The 18,407-nt window shown below is 41.0% G+C and carries 16 protein-coding genes; 7 read left to right on the forward strand and 9 right to left on the reverse strand.

Features of this window, described 5'->3' with window-relative positions; translation table 11 throughout:
- Positions 1-15 precede the first annotated feature (15 nt).
- From PSV17_RS12265 to PSV17_RS12280, 4 genes are all read left to right on the forward strand, one after another.
- Positions 16-1,854 (forward strand): VWA domain-containing protein, encoded by a 1,839-nt coding sequence (locus PSV17_RS12265; protein WP_300483053.1) that lies wholly within the window; start codon positions 16-18, stop codon positions 1,852-1,854.
- 143 nt (positions 1,855-1,997) lie between these two features.
- Positions 1,998-3,509 carry a copper-containing nitrite reductase gene (nirK, locus tag PSV17_RS12270; RefSeq protein ID WP_300483055.1) on the forward strand — a complete coding sequence of 504 codons (1,512 nt, stop codon included), beginning with the start codon at positions 1,998-2,000 and terminating at the stop codon, positions 3,507-3,509.
- A 15-nt stretch (positions 3,510-3,524) separates the two neighbouring features.
- Positions 3,525-4,313 carry a formylglycine-generating enzyme family protein gene (locus PSV17_RS12275; RefSeq protein WP_300483058.1) on the forward strand — a complete coding sequence of 263 codons (789 nt, stop codon included), beginning with the start codon at positions 3,525-3,527 and terminating at the stop codon, positions 4,311-4,313.
- A 50-nt stretch (positions 4,314-4,363) separates the two neighbouring features.
- Positions 4,364-4,942, forward strand: coding sequence for an SCO family protein (locus PSV17_RS12280; RefSeq protein ID WP_300483060.1), 579 nt, complete (start codon positions 4,364-4,366; stop codon positions 4,940-4,942).
- Between the two features lie 292 nt (positions 4,943-5,234).
- Here the strand turns inward: PSV17_RS12280 and PSV17_RS12285 are convergent, their stop codons facing one another.
- From PSV17_RS12285 to PSV17_RS12300, 4 genes are all read right to left on the reverse strand, one after another.
- Positions 5,235-6,026: a sulfite exporter TauE/SafE family protein gene (locus tag PSV17_RS12285; RefSeq protein ID WP_300483061.1), complete on the reverse strand. Its 792-nt coding sequence runs from the start codon at positions 6,024-6,026 to the stop codon at positions 5,235-5,237.
- Complete coding sequence (locus PSV17_RS12290) at positions 6,027-6,449, reverse strand: DUF6691 family protein (RefSeq protein WP_300483063.1); 423 nt, start codon at positions 6,447-6,449, stop codon at positions 6,027-6,029.
- Positions 6,450-6,458: 9 nt separating this feature from the next.
- Entirely contained in the window at positions 6,459-6,755 is a 297-nt protein-coding gene (locus PSV17_RS12295) for a YeeE/YedE family protein (RefSeq protein ID WP_366910653.1), read from the reverse strand.
- A 144-nt stretch (positions 6,756-6,899) separates the two neighbouring features.
- Positions 6,900-7,214, reverse strand: coding sequence for a metalloregulator ArsR/SmtB family transcription factor (locus PSV17_RS12300; protein ID WP_300483065.1), 315 nt, complete (start codon positions 7,212-7,214; stop codon positions 6,900-6,902).
- Between the two features lie 93 nt (positions 7,215-7,307).
- Here PSV17_RS12300 and PSV17_RS12305 point away from each other — a divergent pair, with 93 nt between their 5' ends.
- From PSV17_RS12305 to zigA, 3 genes are all read left to right on the forward strand, one after another.
- Entirely contained in the window at positions 7,308-8,057 is a 750-nt protein-coding gene (locus tag PSV17_RS12305) for an MBL fold metallo-hydrolase (RefSeq protein WP_300483067.1), read from the forward strand.
- A gap of 250 nt (positions 8,058-8,307) precedes the next feature.
- On the forward strand, positions 8,308-8,808 hold the full coding sequence (locus PSV17_RS12310; RefSeq protein ID WP_300483068.1) for a Fur family transcriptional regulator: 501 nt from the start codon (positions 8,308-8,310) through the stop codon (positions 8,806-8,808).
- A gap of 89 nt (positions 8,809-8,897) precedes the next feature.
- Positions 8,898-10,175 (forward strand): zinc metallochaperone GTPase ZigA, encoded by a 1,278-nt coding sequence (gene zigA / locus PSV17_RS12315; protein ID WP_300483070.1) that lies wholly within the window; start codon positions 8,898-8,900, stop codon positions 10,173-10,175.
- A 720-nt stretch (positions 10,176-10,895) separates the two neighbouring features.
- On the opposite strand, the gene PSV17_RS12320 is transcribed toward zigA, so the two are convergent.
- From PSV17_RS12320 to PSV17_RS12340, 5 genes are all read right to left on the reverse strand, one after another.
- Positions 10,896-11,960 carry a mechanosensitive ion channel family protein gene (locus tag PSV17_RS12320; protein ID WP_300483072.1) on the reverse strand — a complete coding sequence of 355 codons (1,065 nt, stop codon included), beginning with the start codon at positions 11,958-11,960 and terminating at the stop codon, positions 10,896-10,898.
- A gap of 304 nt (positions 11,961-12,264) precedes the next feature.
- Positions 12,265-13,677 carry a cation:proton antiporter gene (locus tag PSV17_RS12325; RefSeq protein WP_300483075.1) on the reverse strand — a complete coding sequence of 471 codons (1,413 nt, stop codon included), beginning with the start codon at positions 13,675-13,677 and terminating at the stop codon, positions 12,265-12,267.
- Positions 13,678-13,740: 63 nt separating this feature from the next.
- Positions 13,741-14,232: a MarR family transcriptional regulator gene (locus tag PSV17_RS12330; RefSeq protein ID WP_300483077.1), complete on the reverse strand. Its 492-nt coding sequence runs from the start codon at positions 14,230-14,232 to the stop codon at positions 13,741-13,743.
- Positions 14,233-14,535: 303 nt separating this feature from the next.
- The gene (locus PSV17_RS12335; protein ID WP_300483080.1) at positions 14,536-16,734 is read right to left on the reverse strand and encodes an HAD-IIB family hydrolase; all 2,199 of its coding nucleotides are present in this window, start codon (positions 16,732-16,734) and stop codon (positions 14,536-14,538) included.
- Positions 16,715-17,653 (reverse strand): carbohydrate kinase, encoded by a 939-nt coding sequence (locus PSV17_RS12340; protein ID WP_300483083.1) that lies wholly within the window; start codon positions 17,651-17,653, stop codon positions 16,715-16,717. Before PSV17_RS12340 ends, PSV17_RS12335 begins: the two co-directional genes overlap by 20 nt.
- Positions 17,654-18,407 lie beyond the last annotated feature (754 nt).

An 18,407-nucleotide genomic window follows, 5' to 3' on the forward strand; every position in this document is an offset into this window, starting at 1 on the left:
TGATTACACGTTAACATGGAAGAATATGTCGGTGAGTTATGGCATAAGTTGGTCACACGCGTTGCCGATAAGCAACACGCGGAGGCTGCTGTTAACTTGGATGAGATCAGCAAAACCGCGGCTATTTTCTTTCGAGCTTTAGGTGGCGATGCGGGCTTGAACCTATCGGCTGCCGCATCCACTCGTCATGGTGCACGCCGTGGCTGGCGGGATAGGCTTGCTAGCAGTGGTGAACGAATTGAATTGTCTTGGCGAGATGGCGAAACATTACGCCTACCTGAAAAAATAGACCTGTTTTCTGAGCGCAGCCTTAACCGTGATATGTATCTCTGGTTGACAGCGCTTTCAGCAGCCGATGTTGATGACAACTTACCTTGGATCGTTCGTAATCAAACGGCAACATTAGCCACACTGACACGTTTTCCAGGTCTGGTTTCTCGATATTATCGGCTGGTAGGCGCGCTACTGCTATTGCGTACTTTACCCTCGAAACTGCCTATTGAAGAAGCTGCGCAAGAGAGTGCTATTCGCCAAGCACTTCAACAGCCAGGCAGTATTTATGATTTGCCAACAGCTAAAAAACCATTTCAACCTGTGCTACTTTGGACACACCCAAGCCCGCCAGTCAATGCGAGTAATAAAGTCAGCAGCAGTGATGGGGCACCTGAACGAGAGCAGTCAGACGATAAAAATGTAGCTAAAAGTCGTCGGAAGCATGCTGCTGAGCGCACTGATATGCCCGATGGTAAGGATGGATTTCTCATGATGTTTCGCGCTGAGAGCTTATTTTCATGGACTGAATATATCAATGTGAATCGTCCGCAAGATGAGGAAGATGATATTGAACGCGCAGCCCTCGCCGCCGAGGATATGGATACCATGACTGTTGCCCGCGATGGAGAAACGAGTGTTGCGAAGCTGCGTTTCGACCTTGACCTCCCATCTGCAGGTGAGGATGATACGCCACTGGGTGAGGGTATTCCATTGCCTGAGTGGGATTATAAAAAGCAAGTGATGCAGCCAGATTATTGCCGTTTACAAGAGTATGTCTCTCCTCAAGCCCAGCCTTGCGAATTGCCAACACAGCTTCGGCGCACCGCAAGGCGCTTGCGTAGTCAATTTCAAGCGCTGGTGCCAACCAGAACTTGGCTAAAAGGACAACAGGATGGTGATGAGATAGACCTTGATGCTTGGGTGCGACAAGAGGCAGACTTACTCAGCGGCACTCATGCAGACGGTCGTGGCATGTATCGTGCGCAAGTAAATCAGCAACGTGATTTGGCATGTTTGCTATTGGCGGACTTGTCACTCTCTACCGATGCTTATGCCTCTGACCATGCGCGTGTGATTGATGTCATACGTGATAGTTTATTTTTATTTTCTGAAGCGCTTTCTGCAACGGGTGACCGTTTTGCTATGTATGGTTTTTCATCGCTCAAACGCGGGAATGTGCGCTTTAATCGCTTAAAGAGTTTTGATGATCGCTATGATGGCCTTGCACGTGGACGCATTCAGGCCATTAAGCCCGGCTACTACACACGCATGGGTTCAGCTATACGCCAAGCCAGTGCGCTACTTGCTGCACAGCCACAACGCCAGCGCTTACTGTTATTGCTGACCGATGGTAAACCTAATGACTTAGATCGCTATGAAGGCCGCTATGGTATTGAAGATACGCGCATGGCGCTACACGAAGCGCGCCAGCAAGGTTTACGACCATTCTGCGTGACAATTGATAATGAAGCTAATGAGTATCTACCGCATTTGTTTGGTGTTGGCGGCTTTGCCGTGATACGCAAACCAGAAGATTTGCCTAAAGAACTTCCACTGCTGTATGCGCAAATGACGCGCTAGAGCAGCGTTAGCTATTTAATTTTCCGTTCTTGATGCTGGTCAAGATAACCAACATGTTTAGTCGCTATTCTGTATTCAAGGTGCGGCAAATGGCCGCAGACATTTGAAAAAAATGTCATACCTATCGCTAAAGGGAGGCCATCATGCTTAATTTCAAGCACCAATTTAATTTCAAAACTAAAGTACTCGTGACTATGCTCAGTGCAGCATTAGTATTTGTTTCATGTGCACAAGTTACAGAAAAATCGGCATCTCAATCCACTTCAGATAGTGCAAAGAATGACGTAACAGTCGCTGGAAAGTTGCCTGTCATTGAGGGCGTTTTAACCTTTGCACCCAATGTGCCACCCCCAATTACCCGTAATTATCCTGCAAAGGTCGTTATTAATGTAGAAACACAAGAAAAAGTTATGCGCATGGCGGATGGTGTGGACTATATGTTCTGGACGTTTGGCGGACAAGTCCCAGGGCAGTTTATGCGTGTTCGCGAGGGCGATGAAGTCGAATTTAACTTATCCAATAGCCCTGATTCCAAAATGCCACATAATATCGATCTACATGCAGTGACAGGCGCTGGTGGTGGAGCGACAGCGTCATTCACAGCGCCGGGGCACACCTCTACATTCAGTTTCAAAACACTTAATCCTGGCTTGTATGTTTATCACTGTGCCACGGCACCTGTGGGTATGCACATTGGGAATGGTATGTACGGTTTGATACTAGTAGAACCTAAAGAAGGGCTATCTAAGGTTGACCGTGAATATTATGTGATGCAAGGTGATTTCTACACCAAAGGCAAATATGGCGAAGCTGGTTTGCAACCCTTTGATATGGAAAAGGCAATTAAAGAGCAGCCAGATTACGTGGTATTTAATGGCTCAGTAGGAGCGCTCAATGGGGAAAAGGCAATTACCGCTCAGGTCGGTGAAACTGTACGATTGTTTGTGGGCAATGGTGGTCCGAATATGGTTTCCTCGTTCCATGTCATTGGCGAGATTTTTGACAAAGTTTACGTAGAGGGTGGCAAATTAGAAAATCATAACGTTCAAACAACGCTAGTGCCAGCAGGTGGTGCAGCCATTACTGAATTTAAGGTGGATGTTCCTGGTACATTTATTATGGTTGACCACTCAATTTTCCGTGCCTTTAATAAAGGGGCTTTGGGTATGTTAAAGGTTACAGGCCCAGAAGATAAAATTGTTTATTCAGGCAAACAGGCAGATAAGGTTTACTTACCAGAAGGCTCTGCAACACAATCAATTGCCAACCCTACCGCGGCAGCTACCAAGACTTTGACTAAGGATGAACGTATTGCCCAAGGTAAAAACGTATATGAGGCTAATTGTTTAGCTTGTCATCAAGCTAATGGAGAGGGAATTCCTAATGCGTTCCCACCCCTTGCTAAGTCAGACTATTTAAATGCTGATCACGACCGCGCAATCAATATATTACTGCATGGCCGTTCAGGTCCAATTACCGTCAATGGTAAAACTTTTGACAGCGTAATGCCGGCGGTTGCGCTTAATAATGAGCAAATTTCTAATGTCTTAACCTATGTCTTGAATAGTTTTGGCAACATGGGTGGTCAAGTAACGCCTGCTCAAGTAGATAAACAGCGTAAAGTCGCTCCGGCAAATGTCGATAGCCACGGCTAGTAGCTGGGGTTAATTGTGTTGCTATACTATTTTGCCCTCATGATGTTCATTTCCCCTAGCACTTGGGGGCAAGATAGTATCGCAAACAATGGCATGGCTAATATCACAGCGGGTGAATATCGCCCGCTGTATCTTAGTTTGGACAGTCCATTAGTCAGTGTGGCGCCATTTAAGCTAGATAAGCAAGCTGTTACAAATCGTGAGTATCAAAATTTTGTTTCACAAAATACTAAGTGGCAACGGGCAATTTCCCACAGTTTATTTGTAGAAGATGCTTACTTAAGTCACTGGGAGAAAGGCGCTAATCAATTTCGCCCTAACTCAGCTGATTTAGAAAAGCCGGTGATTTTTGTTTCATGGTATGCAGCTCAAGCTTATTGTCAGGCTCAACAGAAACGTTTGCCAACAGTAGCTGAATGGGAGTATGTAGCCCAAGCTTCTTTTACCCAAAAAGATGGAAGTCAGGAAAAGGATTACAACCAAAAAGTATTGGATTGGTACGCTAAAGCGGCAAAACATACGCTTACAGAAGTCGGTAAAGATGAGCCAAATTATTGGGGCGTGCATAATATGCACGGCTTGATTTGGGAGTGGACAGAAGACTTCAACTCTGACCTTATTAGCGGCGAGTCACGTGATGATAGCAGTGTGAATAAAGATCTTTACTGTGCTTCTGGGAGTGCTGGTGCAGTGAACCCCAGTGATTATGCAGCGTTTATGCGCTATGGATTTCGCTCCAGCCTAAATGCTAAATTTACCCTAGGTAGTTTAGGTTTCAGATGCGCTATGGATGGCGATCAATAGTTCTGTACACACTATCCCAAGCCTAGAATCCATATTAAGGATTTAACCGTATGAGAATGTTAATAGTAAGTTTTTTGTTTAGCTTCAGCACTACAGTTTTTGCTGCTCCGGAGCTACCTGGCGACTCCGTTTATCAAGTTGGCGGAACTTGGTTTACCGAAAACAATGAATCTATTCAACTGGAATCATTAGCAGGTAAGCCGCAACTGATTGCGCTTATTTATACGGGTTGCTCTAACTCTTGCCCGGTTATTGTGGAAAGTATGAGGCGAGTAGAAAAGCAGCTTCCAGCAAATATGCGCAACAAAATTGGCTTCGTGTTGGTTTCACTTACACCGGACTCCGACTTTCCAAAAACGCTTAAAGCCTTTGCGGGAAAAAAGGGTTTAAATTCAAATTGGAAAGTACTCCGGGGCAATAACGACCTAGTTCGCGCACTTTCGAATGCACTCAACGGTAGATATAAAGTCATTAAAGAAGGCGATGTCGCCCATTCAAATACAGTCACACTGTTAAACAACCAAGGTCAAATACAAGTTCAAGCAAGCGGAACAATCACAGGAATTAAACCTATTTTAGAGGTGGTTGAGAAGGAATTTGCGATTTATCAGAATGATTCAAGTCGCTGATAGATTAGAAATGTTTATGAAAGCGGTAGGGTTTGATATGAAAAACACATCAAAAATTTTGTTATCACTTTTAGTTCTGTTTTATGCCACAACTATCCTGGCATAAGATACTTATTTCCCACACCAATTTTGGACAAGGTTCTAATTCCTCAACCATCAAGTGCCCAACCCTATTTTAGTTGGGAGCGCCCGACGAGAGTCATTCCCTCTAACCTATTAACCAGTTAATTATTGAGAGAGCTGCGCGCTGAGCAACCGCTAAGCTCTATGCTTTGTAGTATAAAAATTGGATTCAGCTACTCAAATCTTTTAAAAACACCATTAATGCGACAATAATTAATAATAAGGAAAATCCATATTTCAAATACTTAGCTGAAATTTTTTCAAGCAGCGATTTTCCTAATACAACGCCTACCACTGCTCCAGCTGAAAATAGCATCACCAAAGACCAGTTGATGTATGAATGAACAGCAGTGCTCAATAGCACACTTATTGATATCAATGCAATTACGGCTAGCGAGGTTGCAATAACCGATTCTTTGGATAACATGGAAAATCTATTTAATATAGGGACAATAATAAATCCACCTCCCACGCCCAATAATCCTGACAAAAATCCCGCTATTGCACCTGAAAATACGATTGCAATTGAACATTTGCGTGTCCATATAAATCTTCCACTGTTAGTGCTTATTGAGCATGGAACCAATTTGTCCTGTTCTAAATTTATTTCTGAATGACTATCTCTAATGGTTTTATAAGCGATAAACACTAAAATGATTACCAAAAGAAACATCAAGTATTGGTTATCTACTTTATGAGCTAGCAACACCCCAACAGGTGATAGCATGGACCCAGCGACCGCCATGATGATGGCAGCTTTATATCGAACAATACCCTTACGCAAACCTAGGATGCCAGCAAAAGTCGCAGCGGCTGCAACAGCTGAAAGTGCGATTGGAGCCGCATCTACCATAGCCATATCTAAGAAAAAAACTAAAAGTGGCAACCCGATGATTCCGCCACCCGCGCCAGTGAGGCCCATTACCAGCCCAACAAACAGGCCTAAAAAAATGATCATCATTTAAATTGGTGGTCTTATTTTTTTTAAAATTTCGAAGATACCCATGCCTGAAAGTATCGATATTACAAATAGCACTGGCTCAAAATATCCAGTCAGTACTGAATTTAATGCAGGGCCTGGACAATAGCCTGCTAGCCCCCAACCAATTCCAAAAGTGATTGATCCAAGTATGAATTTTAAATCTATTGTTTGAATACACGGAAGCTGTAGAGCTTGACCCGTGAATGTGGTTGATCTACTTTTTGCAAGTTTAAAAGGTAAGAATGCAACTGAAATAGCACCAAGCATAACAAAAGCTAGTGACGGATCCCATTGACCTGTGATATCTAAGAAACCGATAACCTTTGCTGGATTCGACATACCTGAAATAATTAAACCCAATCCAAATAACAAACCAGACATTAAAGCGTAGATTAATATCATCTTTTTTTCCTACAGGAGATGTCGGGTTATGAACACGGTCACAACCCCAGCCAAGGTAAAGTAAATAGTTGCCACTACAGAACGAATGGAAAGTCTTGAAATTCCACATATCCCATGGCCACTTGTGCATCCCGAACCAAATCTTGTTCCTATTCCAACCAATAAACCAGCTATTAAAATTTCCCAATAACTAGCGGTGATAGTTATTTCGGGAAGCGGCTTAAGTAGTGCATAAATAATAGGCGAAATCATCAGTCCGATAATAGATATAAGTCGCCAGTTAACGTCTCCTTTCTTTGGCTTCAATAAGCCACCAAGTATCCCACTGATTCAAGCAATTTCCCCATTGAATAATATCAAAATGGAAACAGCAACCCCAATGAGCATGCCGCCCAACAGAGATTAGAAAGGTGTAGCTTCAATCCAGTTGATCAATGAGCTCTCCTAGGTTTATTTGCAAAATTGCTTATACAAAAGTTGCAATATTGATAATGCTTCTTGGCTGGCGATACTGTAGTAAATTTGTTTTCCATCACGTCTTGTTTTAACTAAATTTTCTGTTCTCAATACGCTAAGCTGTTGTGAAAGTGTTGGCTGCCTGATGGCAAGCGCATTTTCTAAGTCACTCACACACATTTCTCTCTGGTTCAGTTGGCAGAGCAGTAGAAGTCGATCTGGGTTCGCCAGAGTTTTTAAAAAATCGCTAGCTTGAGTTGCTTTCCCACGCATTAGTTCAAAATCAATGTTGATGTCAGTTGTATTCATAATTTAGCTATTAATTAATAAGCCTTGCATTTCAATATATATTTTTATAATATATCTTTAATTAAATTGTTGCAATATCTAGGAGTATTAATCATGCTTTTTAAGCAATTGTTTGAGCCTTTATCAAGTACATATACTTATCTCATTGCATGCGAGGAAACACGGCAGGCAATCTTAATAGACCCTGTGATCGCTACGATAGGCAGAGATTTAGCTGAGCTAAAAGAATATGGACTAACTCTACGATACGCAATTGATACCCATATTCACGCTGACCATATTACAAGCGCTTTAGAGTTAAAGAAAAAACTCGGTAGCAAAATAGCAAATCCTATTATAGATCGCCTGCCATGCGCTGATGTATATCTAGAAGAAGGCAAACCATTAGAGGTTGGGAGTATTCAACTACATTCGCTACATACGCCTGGACATACTGCGGGGCATTTTGCCTATGTCATCAATAATCAAGTTTTTACTGGAGACTCTTTGCTAATTGATGGATGTGGTAGAACAGATTTTCAACATGGCAGCTCTGAGCAGCAATATCAGAGCATTAATCAAAAACTATTCAATTTGCCAAATGATTTTTTAGTTTATCCGGGTCATGACTATCAAAATCGTTTTGTATCGACCATTGGCCAAGAGAGAATTAGAAATCCTCGGCTCGGAGAGGGGAAAAGCCTTGAAGAATTTATTTCTATTATGGATAAATTAAATTTACCTTATCCGAAATTTATAGATTTTGCAGTCCCAGGCAATACATTGTGTGGAGTCTGCCCAACTGATTTACCAAATAACTTAGAAGCATATTGCAGAAAGTCTTCTGAGAGTATTCAGGGATAGTTATTTGCCATATATAACTTATCTTATTTGGTGATTTTTAAAATTAGGGGCTGCCCTAGATAACACATAAATTTGTGAACCCCGTGATGACGGTACACAATATCTGCTTTGGCCCTAAGTAGACTTTAGTTAGACTTAAATATAAACGCAACTACGTTGCGAAATATATCTAACTCTGTTATAAGAAGTTATAAGCTGAGATGCAATTGTCGAAATACTTATAGTTTCTTTTTATTACGTAATTACTCTTATGCATACTTCAAGTCAGATATTTCAAGAAGCTGGTTTAAAACCTACTCAATCCCGTTTAGAGGTGACTGGTGTTCTTGCTCAAAGCGAATATCCAATGACACATCAGGATATTTTAAAAGAACTACCTGAAAGCTTTGACCGTGTAACCTTGTATCGAGTTTTAGATTGGCTTCTCACAAATGGTGTTATTCATCGAATTGCTGGAGAGGACCGCACATGGCGGTTCCATATCAATAATAGTGATCTAACTAATAAGCAAACTACCAGGTATAACAGCACTCCCACTACTTCTAAGTCAAATAAGCTGAACCAGCATTCTCACGCACACTTTCAATGTGAAAACTGCGGGAAGATGTTTTGCTTAAACGACGTGCATCCAAAGCTAACAAATGATATCCCTCCCGACTTTGTCGTTGATTCGATTGAAATCAATATCAAAGGTAAATGTGTTAACTGCGCTAAGCCACTCGAGCCACTAGTCAATCCTGATCATAGGTAAAACAAGCCACAAATTGCAACTTAGTTGCAAATAGCATCCTTTGAGGTTAATATGCAACTTAGTTGCAATTATTAACTTAAGGAATTCTCGTGAAGCACTCTGATTTACCTTCAAACTCTCAATTATCTTTGACAAGCAAGCTCCCAGTAACCGTACTATCTGGCTTTTTAGGCGCAGGTAAAACCACGCTGCTGAACCATATTCTGAATAATCGTGAAGGCAAGCGTGTAGTCGTCATCGTAAATGATATGTCCGACGTGAATGTTGATGCCCAATTAATAAGAAATGGTGGGGCAGCACTATCTCGCCAGGAAGAAAAATTGGTAGAAATGAGTAATGGCTGCATCTGCTGCACTTTGCGGGAAGATCTGCTAATTGAAATCACCCGCCTAGCAAAAGAGAATCGTTTTGATTATTTGCTCATTGAGACGACTGGTATTTCTGAACCGCTGCCAGTAGCGGAAACTTTTACTTTTGCTGATGAAAATGGCAGTTCATTGAGCGATGTTGCAAAACTCGACACCATGGTCACTGTAGTTGATGGCTTTAACTTTCTAAAAGACTATAACTCACAGGATCTGCTTTTGGCTCGTGGCGAGTCACTTGGAGAAGACGATGAACGTACAGTTGTTGATTTAATAGTAGAGCAAATCGAATTTTGTGATGTGTTGTTATTAAATAAAACGGATCTGATGCAGGCAAATGAGATTGCTAAACTTGAAAGCATCCTCCAAACCTTAAATCCACGCGCTCAAATTATCCATAGCCAATTTGGCAAAGTATCACTCGACCGTATCATGAACACAGGTTTATTCGATTTTGACGAAGCTTCTGAAGCGGCTGGATGGCTACAAGAGTTACGAGGCGAGCATGTACCTGAAACAGAAGAGTACGGTATTAGCAGCTTCGTATACCGCTCGCGTAAACCTTTTCACCCTGAGCGCCTATGGAAATGGTTCAACACTGAATGGTCAGGCGTTTTGCGCTCCAAAGGAAACTACTGGATAGCCACTCGACCAGAATTTTGTGCTACTTGGTCGCAAGCAGGCAGCATTAAGCGTACAGAGCTTGCTGGCCTTTGGTGGGTAGCCTCTTCTAGTGAGCATTGGCCTGAAGATGAAGAAAGCTTCAATAGCATTAAATCTCGTTGGGAAGAACCCTATGGGGACAGACAGCAAGAAATTGTCATTATTGGCATGCAAATGGATAAGGCCATGATCGAAGCAGGTTTTGATGCTTGCTTACTCACAGCTGACGAAATTGCTATTGGCATTGAAGGCTGGAGTCAATTTCCTGATCCCTTTCCAAAGTTAGATTTTCCTGACAACGAGTCTATTGAATCCGCAGCTCTCCAAGTAATTGCTTAGCTTTACCTTAAACCAAAAAATCAAAAGATATACATGCACGATGCGACATAAAACACTTGCTAATCTCATTGCACTTATATGCTTACCAACATGCTCGGCTTACTCAAAAGAAAGTCAGCAAGGTCGGTTCCGTTGGCAATGGTACTTCGCATTTCAACTTATGGCTGATAGCAAACAGAGTATATAAATCGGAAAGTTGCATCTGAAAAATAGCTATATTATTGCCATAGCTTATGGGTTCAAAATGAGCTCCAAAAAGAATGCTGTAAGTAATATTTCAAATTTAATTCTGCATCGTGTAAAAGATACAACTTTTCTACAAAATTGCGACACTTTATTTACCCGTATCAATTTAATGAAATCCTATTTCATTAGGTGTATTTTAGTTGGATGCCAGCATCTGAAGGCTCTGACTAAACTTCCATTGAAATGGACCGGTTACGTCAATGCAGTGGCTCGACAGCTCAATGAACGACCTCGTAAAACTTTGGCCTATGAAACCCCAGTAGAGAGATTTAAAGCATGTGTTGCATCGATCGGTTGAATCCACAGCCTAAAGCGGACCTTGATGCAAGGTCTGCAAGTGACTATTTGCGGGGGTGTGAAACAGGCAAGGCATCTACCTTGTCAAATTACTAGTAGGTAAAATCATACATTTGCCGCGACCTACGTTAGATAGATACCCCCTAATATGTACCTAAAAATTAAAACACATCGAAGTTAATTTTTTACATTTTCATTTTTAGATATAAAAATAGTTTGCGTTGGATAGGCGAACTCAATGCCTTCCTTCTCAAACATTTCGTAAATTGCCATATTAATATTCTGCTGCGCATCCATGTACTTATTGTAATCTGCGCAAGTTACATAATAGACGAATTCAAAGTTGAGGCTAAAATCCCCATAGGATGCAAAGTGCCCTCTATCAAAAATAGCATCATCCAATTTTTCAATGGTTTCTTTAACCATTTTAGGAATACTTCTTAATTTCACAGCAGGCGTTTGATAGGTTACACCTAAGTTAAAAACGACTCTTCTACGCTCCATTTTTTTAAAGTTATGTACACGAGAGTTAGTTAAATCGGTATTTGAAAGTATTAACTGCTCACCTCCAATTGCCCTTATTCTAGTGGTTTTAACGCCAATGTATTCCACTACGCCCATCTTGTCGCCAATGATGATAAAGTCACCAACCTCGAATGGTTTGTCGAAAAATATAACAAAATAGCTAAACAAGTCCCCAAGTACTGCTTGTGCTGCTAAGGCTACAGCGATACCGCCTATACCAAGGCCGGCTACTACAGCCGATATTTTTACGCCAAGGTTATCCAGAAGAAAAACTAATGCCATGGCCCAGATTATAAAATTGATTAGACTAAGAATGCCTTTGAGTTGCTTATCACCACCTCCTGAATCCGCGGTCTTATTCAAATAAGATTGAATAATGTGATTGACGATGGATATGACAGCCCTTACCACAAGCAGCGTAATTAACGCAATTGCAATCTTTTCTAGCACTTGATTAAAACCAGAAGATAAGTCCAAAGTTTGGAGTGCTATATAAAAAACTCCAAAATAAATCAACGGTAAAAGCGACTTTTCAATTGCACTTACGAGTAAATCATCTATTACTGTAGAAGTTTCACCAGCACTCTTTTTTAACCAGCTTAAAATATATTTTTTGAATACATATATCACAGCAACTCCGCAGATGAAAACTGCGGTTGCCGATAAATAATTGGTAATTGTATTTCCGAGAAAAGAATAATGAAGTACTTCTTTCATAGGCATCCTTAATGTTTATAGCTTCTGCTATGAAAGTGAGTTGGATATTAAACTGAATATATAAAGGCATCTAAAGGGTAGTAAAAGTTTAATTTGCCTTCAGTAAATGCTGCTTTATTGATCAAGCAATTTCAGGTTGTTTGATTTGGGTAGTTTAATGTTGTGTTGGTACCTTTGGGAGGTGCAAATTAAATAATAGGCAGATAATTAATTTGTACAAATGTATTATAGCAAATACTATCTGACATAGTAAACATAGAGACTCAACTAGTCTTTAGATATTAGGTAAGCTGTTGATAAAGCATCAAAGGCTAGGGGATTGCTGATAAAGCAATGATTTGTGCTCTGCATTTTTTTCGGCCAAAAAATGCGCTTTGTAATGACCGATTAATACCAAAAGCACTGCTGAGTAAATAAAGGTCGAGAGCATTACCACTCCAATCACAACGGCTTTAAACATCTCAAGATGCTCAAAAGAGTTGGGAATCATAGTCAACATGACAATAGATAGCCCCCCTTTTATTCCCGCAAAGGTCAAAACACCCCACCAACGAAAATTAATGTTGACCATTTTTTTAGTACGGTTAGCTACCAAAGCAAACATTGCCATCATCAGGCCGCGTATTATGGTGGTGGCTAAGAACATGGTCAAAATCTCCACATGATATTTCCATAACAGGTTCATATCTATCATTTCAGCCATCGCGATAAACAATATAGTGTTGGCCACTAGTGCTAACAACTGTATATCTTCTTTGGTGCGTAAATGACGGTCGCGTTCTTCTATTGTCGATTTGACTCGCCTCAGTACACTACCCATGATGCTTGATGATGTGTCTTCCTTGACGACTTCAAGATTTAACTCAGCTTCATCACTTTCGATTTGATCGCCAACCTTAACAACCGTTTGCGTCATGACATGATGCACCGTAATTGTGGCAAATATGCAGGCAAGTATGCCTGAAAGGTGCGTATGTGAATGACCACCTAAAAAATTAATGAGCTTATAAAAGTGTTCTGCTAGTTCAAATGCGCCATACCCTGTAATAATGAGCAGCATCATTTCGGCGATACGATTGTCGGTCGTTTTCATTAATAACAACCCGATATATCCGACCACAATACCTACTGCCAGAGAGCCAAAGACTACTGCGAAACTAACCTCGGTAATATAAGTGCCCGTAATTTCTCCGCCACCCAATGCATATAATCCAACAAATACAAATACGATAAGTGCTGTAGCATCATTAAACAGACTTTCGCCTTCAGCTAGTATTTTTAAGTGATGCGGCAATTCAAATTTAGAAAATATACTGACCACAGAAACTGGATCAGTTGCTAGCACCATTGCAAACAGCACAATAACAGCCGCTAATGAGAGATGAACATCGGCAAAGATAATATTAGAAACGATCAAAGCCATTAGTACTGATAGCACCACAGCTACTATTGCAAGATAGAACAGACTTAGCCCATGCGCTTTGAGATCAGACACTTTAAGCTCAAGAGAATCTGAAATAAGTAGAATAGGTAAAAGAAATATGACTAGGACTGCAAAATGCTCAGCATCGCCGGTAAGGATAGGTATTTGCTTAAAGGCATAGTGCGCAAAAAAAGATAGTGCAATTAAGCCAAGCGGTGATGGTACTTTAAACTTATCTTCAAGCTGTAATGCAAAGTACAATATCCCAGCAATCATTAGTAAAGTGATAATCATGTGCTAGAGAAATCCTATTGATTTTTTTGATTGAGGTAAAGCAGAGTCAGTAGATTTTAAAATCTAAGGTTTACCGAGTGGTTCAAATGCACTATCGTAAGATTTGCTGTCCATTCCAACAACAAGTTGAGATAAGTGTTCATTAAGCGCCTGTAATGTTAATGGGTTCAGACGCATTAATGCGTCTGGCAACACTCCTCGATAAGGCTGCGGCGCTTTGCTTAATACATCTTTTCCTAATTGCGTTAGGGAAAGATGTACAATGCGGCGATCTTCATGGTTTCTGGCTCTTATCACATACCCATCAGTGACTAGCTTCTCCATCAAATTGCTGGCAGTGGACTGATGAATGGACATAGCCTTAGATAAACCTGATACGGTTAAATCTTTAGTTTCGGCAATTTCAGCTAATGCCCATAATGAGGCGCCACCAACACCTGTGACCTTTTCAACAATGTGAAAATGCCTATTGGTAGACTTAAATATAATCCGGAATAATTTCAGCGTCTCTAACGCAGTATGATGAATATTCGAGGATATAGTTGGTGTGGTCATATTGTTGCCGCGTCTTTTATCGTGAAATAGCAATTTTTGTAGGATTTAAAGTCATCAATCATTTTATCAAGTTTGAAACCAGAAAAAAGATAATACGGGAATTATAATTGTCTCATTTAGTAAGTTAAATGTTTCCCCTGTATATAAATCTTGTACAGCAATATGCTGAAGAAATCCCGTGCGTCGCATCTGAACCAAATCTAGCACTTGCTGCATCGCGAGTAAAAATGTTGCTACTTCTGATTAATTATTTCCAGCTTAAGTGCTATCAATATGTCATTCAGTAAAGAATGCGAGACATGTTCATACATGATCTAAAACCTGTTTTATCTTACTAGGTAAATCAAACCCACCAAATCCATAATGATCAAGTCCCTCCAAAATGCCAGCAGCATAGTGATTCTGCGCAAAATAAATCTGTTCCAACCCACGCAAGGACTCTAACTCAGTGCTGTGATTGCCGACTACAACGGCTAATGTATCACCAACAAGCATTTCGCTGTCATTACCTGAATCACCTGCAACTAGAAAACTTTGCAAAGGAAGTCCCCATTTGTAAGCAAGGTATCGTATAGCATGTCCTTTTGAAGCGCGTATGGGCAAAATATCCAAAAACTCATTATGGGAATAGATGAGTTGTGCATGTAGTTTTAATTTTCGTAAATGCCGATACATTTTTTCCAGAGGTGGCATCTTATCTGGCGTTGCAATATAGCTCAGCTTGAATTCTCTTTGATTTTCTTGAGCCTGCAATTCAAGCCCAGGAAAACTAGACATCGCTTTCACTAAATCATCACGACGCCATAAATGACGAATATGGTTGGCCCAACCAATATCTGGAAAGAGTTCTGGACCATAGTTAATCTCACTACCTACGGAGGTGATTAAAATGCTCGGTAATGGGACTCGATGCTTTTTCAGTATGCTTACCGCGCTTTCTAGCGAACGTCCAGTAGCAACACCGAAACCTAAAGTACTCGAATTCTGTCGTAGCCAATTGGTTAGCTCTTCTAACTTTTTTTTGTCTCCGATAAGCGTATTATCAATATCACTGATAAGCATCATTTTTACCAATGGTATAGGTGATTTTCCTATGTTAAATGCCATTGCATGCTGTCTGCGCATACGCTTACGATCGCGATGGAGTAATTGACTTACTTCCTTCATATACTTAGTGACATGCGCATCCCAACTGTAGTGACGCTTAACATTGAGAATGCCGTTTTTTGCCCAAGTTCTCCATTGCTTTTTGTTTGACAACATCTGGTTCATTGCGGCTGCTATGTCATCACTTTCCAGCGTATTCGCTAACAAGCCATTATGACAATTAGCAATAATGTCTCTAGGGCCGCCATCATCTGGGGCAATAAAGGGTAAGCCACTTGCTGCAGCCTCAATCAGTGTCAGCCCAAACGGCTCAGTCATCGCTGGATTAACAAATATGCCTTGTCGATGCGCTGCAAGCCGATAAAGCTCTGGCATATCTTCTTGAGTGACATGTTTAGGAATCGCAACTTTCCCCCAAAGGTCATATCGATCTATATCAAGCAAAAGGTCGTTCATCACCGTTTGCTGCGACTCTTCAAGGTCGCGTATATCCTCACGCACTCCAGCCAAAATGACTAAATTGGCTTTATCCTGTAATTGCTTGTTTTCGCCGTATGCCGCAACTAATCCTTTTAGATTTTTTCGTAGCACTGGGCGTGAGATAGACAAAATCATTGGCTTGTTAGGCTGATGTAAAAAACGGTCGATTCTTGCCTCTAGAATCGGGTTTATTTTTTTTCGTCCAAGCGGTGAAAATCGTGAGGTGTCCGTTCCTGGTGGAATGACGGTGCAGCGTTGCGGTGCATGGTTCCTATACATAGCATATTGCTCGTCAATCTCTTGACGAGTGCTAGTCACCACCATCGATGCATACTGAATAATTTCTTCTTCCACGGCAATTCTATGCTCAAAATTGAATTGCCGTTCGATAGCTCCTTTCTTCCGGCCACTTGCCAGCAATCGCGATTGCTTGGGTCGACCAAGTGAATGACCCGTGTGAACTAGATGGATACCCAGTAACGTGGATAGCTGCTTTCCAACATAGCCAGCATCAGCATAATGTGAGTGAATTAAATCAGGAAGTCGGCCTTGCTGCCGAAGAAAGTGTAAACATTTATCTACCATCTGATCTAGATGTGGCCACAACAATTCCTTACGAATATATTTTTTAGGACCACAGGGCAGGCGAATAATACGTGCTCCCCCTTCAAATTTCTCTTCTGTTTGAAGATATTCAGAAGATAATAATGGTTCCTCTATGAGTCTGGTCAGCAAGTCTACTTTCCCAACCTGATGATGCTTTGCTAACGCTTTAGCCAGTTCGACTACGTAGGTTGTTTGCCCGCCCGTGTCAGCATCCCGTCCAAGCTCCATATTGTGAGATCGGATTAGACCATGCACACTGATCATGAGAATATAGATGGAGCTCGCCCTGTCATTCGGTTGGTTTACCATAAGCTTCTCCTTCCAAAAAAGGTCGATAGAAATCACTGTTATTTGGAACAGCGCCTCTAATTCCACACAAGGCCGCAGCAAATGTGCTAGCTCTAGTTAACATTACTTCGGGCAACCAGTTCTCAAGAATACCTAACATACAGACTGCAGCAAAACCATCTCCAGCGCCTACAGTATCAACCAAGCCTCCATTTAGATTAGAGGCGGATACTCTGGCTTCTTTACCGTCTTTAGAAAGCATCCACGCACCATCAGCACCGCATGTGACTATCAGGCATGTCAAATCAAACTTACCCATCAAACTTAGACCAAGATCATTAGCACTAACGCCAGTGAGCTTGAGTAAGCCAGCTACTAACTTAAGTTCTTCTTCATTGATCTTTACTATATTAGCCCTTAATAAGGACCGCTTGATGATGTGTTTGTCATACCAAGGATGACGTAAGTTTATGTCCAAAAATCGAGGGCTTTTTGTGTCACTCAAAAAAGTATCTAAAGCGAGTCTTGACTCTACGCCCCTTTGGGCTAATGTTCCGTAATAGACCATTTCTGGGTGCATAGCCATTGTGACTAAATGGACGACTCCAGAATGAATATGGTCATACGCCTGTTCTGGAAGTATTTCAAAACGATGATTACTTTCATCCATATGAACAATTACTTGGCCAGTCGGTCTTATTTGGTCACATTGCACACCGGAGTCATCCATACCAAGGCGAGACAAATCGGCAAGAAACTCATCACGAAGCGGGTCATTTCCTGTTCTTGTAATCAGCACTGGGTGCTGACCAAACGCCTGCAAATGGTGCGCAACATTATATGGAGCGCCGCCAAGCACTGCCCGATCTGGAAATATATCCGCTAGCATTTCACCAAATAATGCAATTGTATGGTTACTTGCCTTTTGTTTTGTTGACAAGTCTGACTCGTACTTTTTTTGATTCAACAATTTACGTCCTCTAACTTCCTGTTTTATTTTCAACGATACAACTATCAGCTGCATTCACAATCGCACCATCAACTTAACAAAGTGATCAAGCGTAGTTAGCTTGACTAATATAGATTCAGTATCTGCCCTTAAACTTAATTTGTACAAATATATTTACGCGTAGCACAAGTGCCAATTTCAGCCTCTTTATTTCAAGGACTATTGCATTGATCAAGTGCATCTAATCGCTGTTTAAGTTTTATTAATATACTTAAGCGGTTGGTACAAACTAATAGTATTTAATGACTATTCAGCTCATGCCCCTGAGCGTCAGCTAACGTTGAATAAAGGAGTTTGCTGAAAACTCTGGAAATGATAGGTGCAATCATAGCAACCGCTATCAAGCTGGTGACCATTTCAATAACCATAATGAATGAAGTTAATGGGGCTTGGGGCAGCTAGTAGGTACGAAGCGCTACTTGGAGTTTCTTGTATATGGGACCAAGCAGATGCCGACATCAGCCCCTAATCACATCAGTGGTAGGAAATACCTATTCATTCGATTACTTTTTATACTTAAACTAAAATTTTTTATTTAATACATTTGTACAAATTAATTATAGCAAATATAATTAACCTAGATGCAATTTTTTGTTAGACATTCGATATCAGACTATTTCTACTGTTGTTTGAACAGCAAGCATTAAATAACTGAATAAAATAAGAAACGAAACTGAAAAGGAAA

Source organism: Methylotenera sp. (genome assembly GCF_029946165.1).
Classification (GTDB): domain Bacteria; phylum Pseudomonadota; class Gammaproteobacteria; order Burkholderiales; family Methylophilaceae; genus Methylotenera.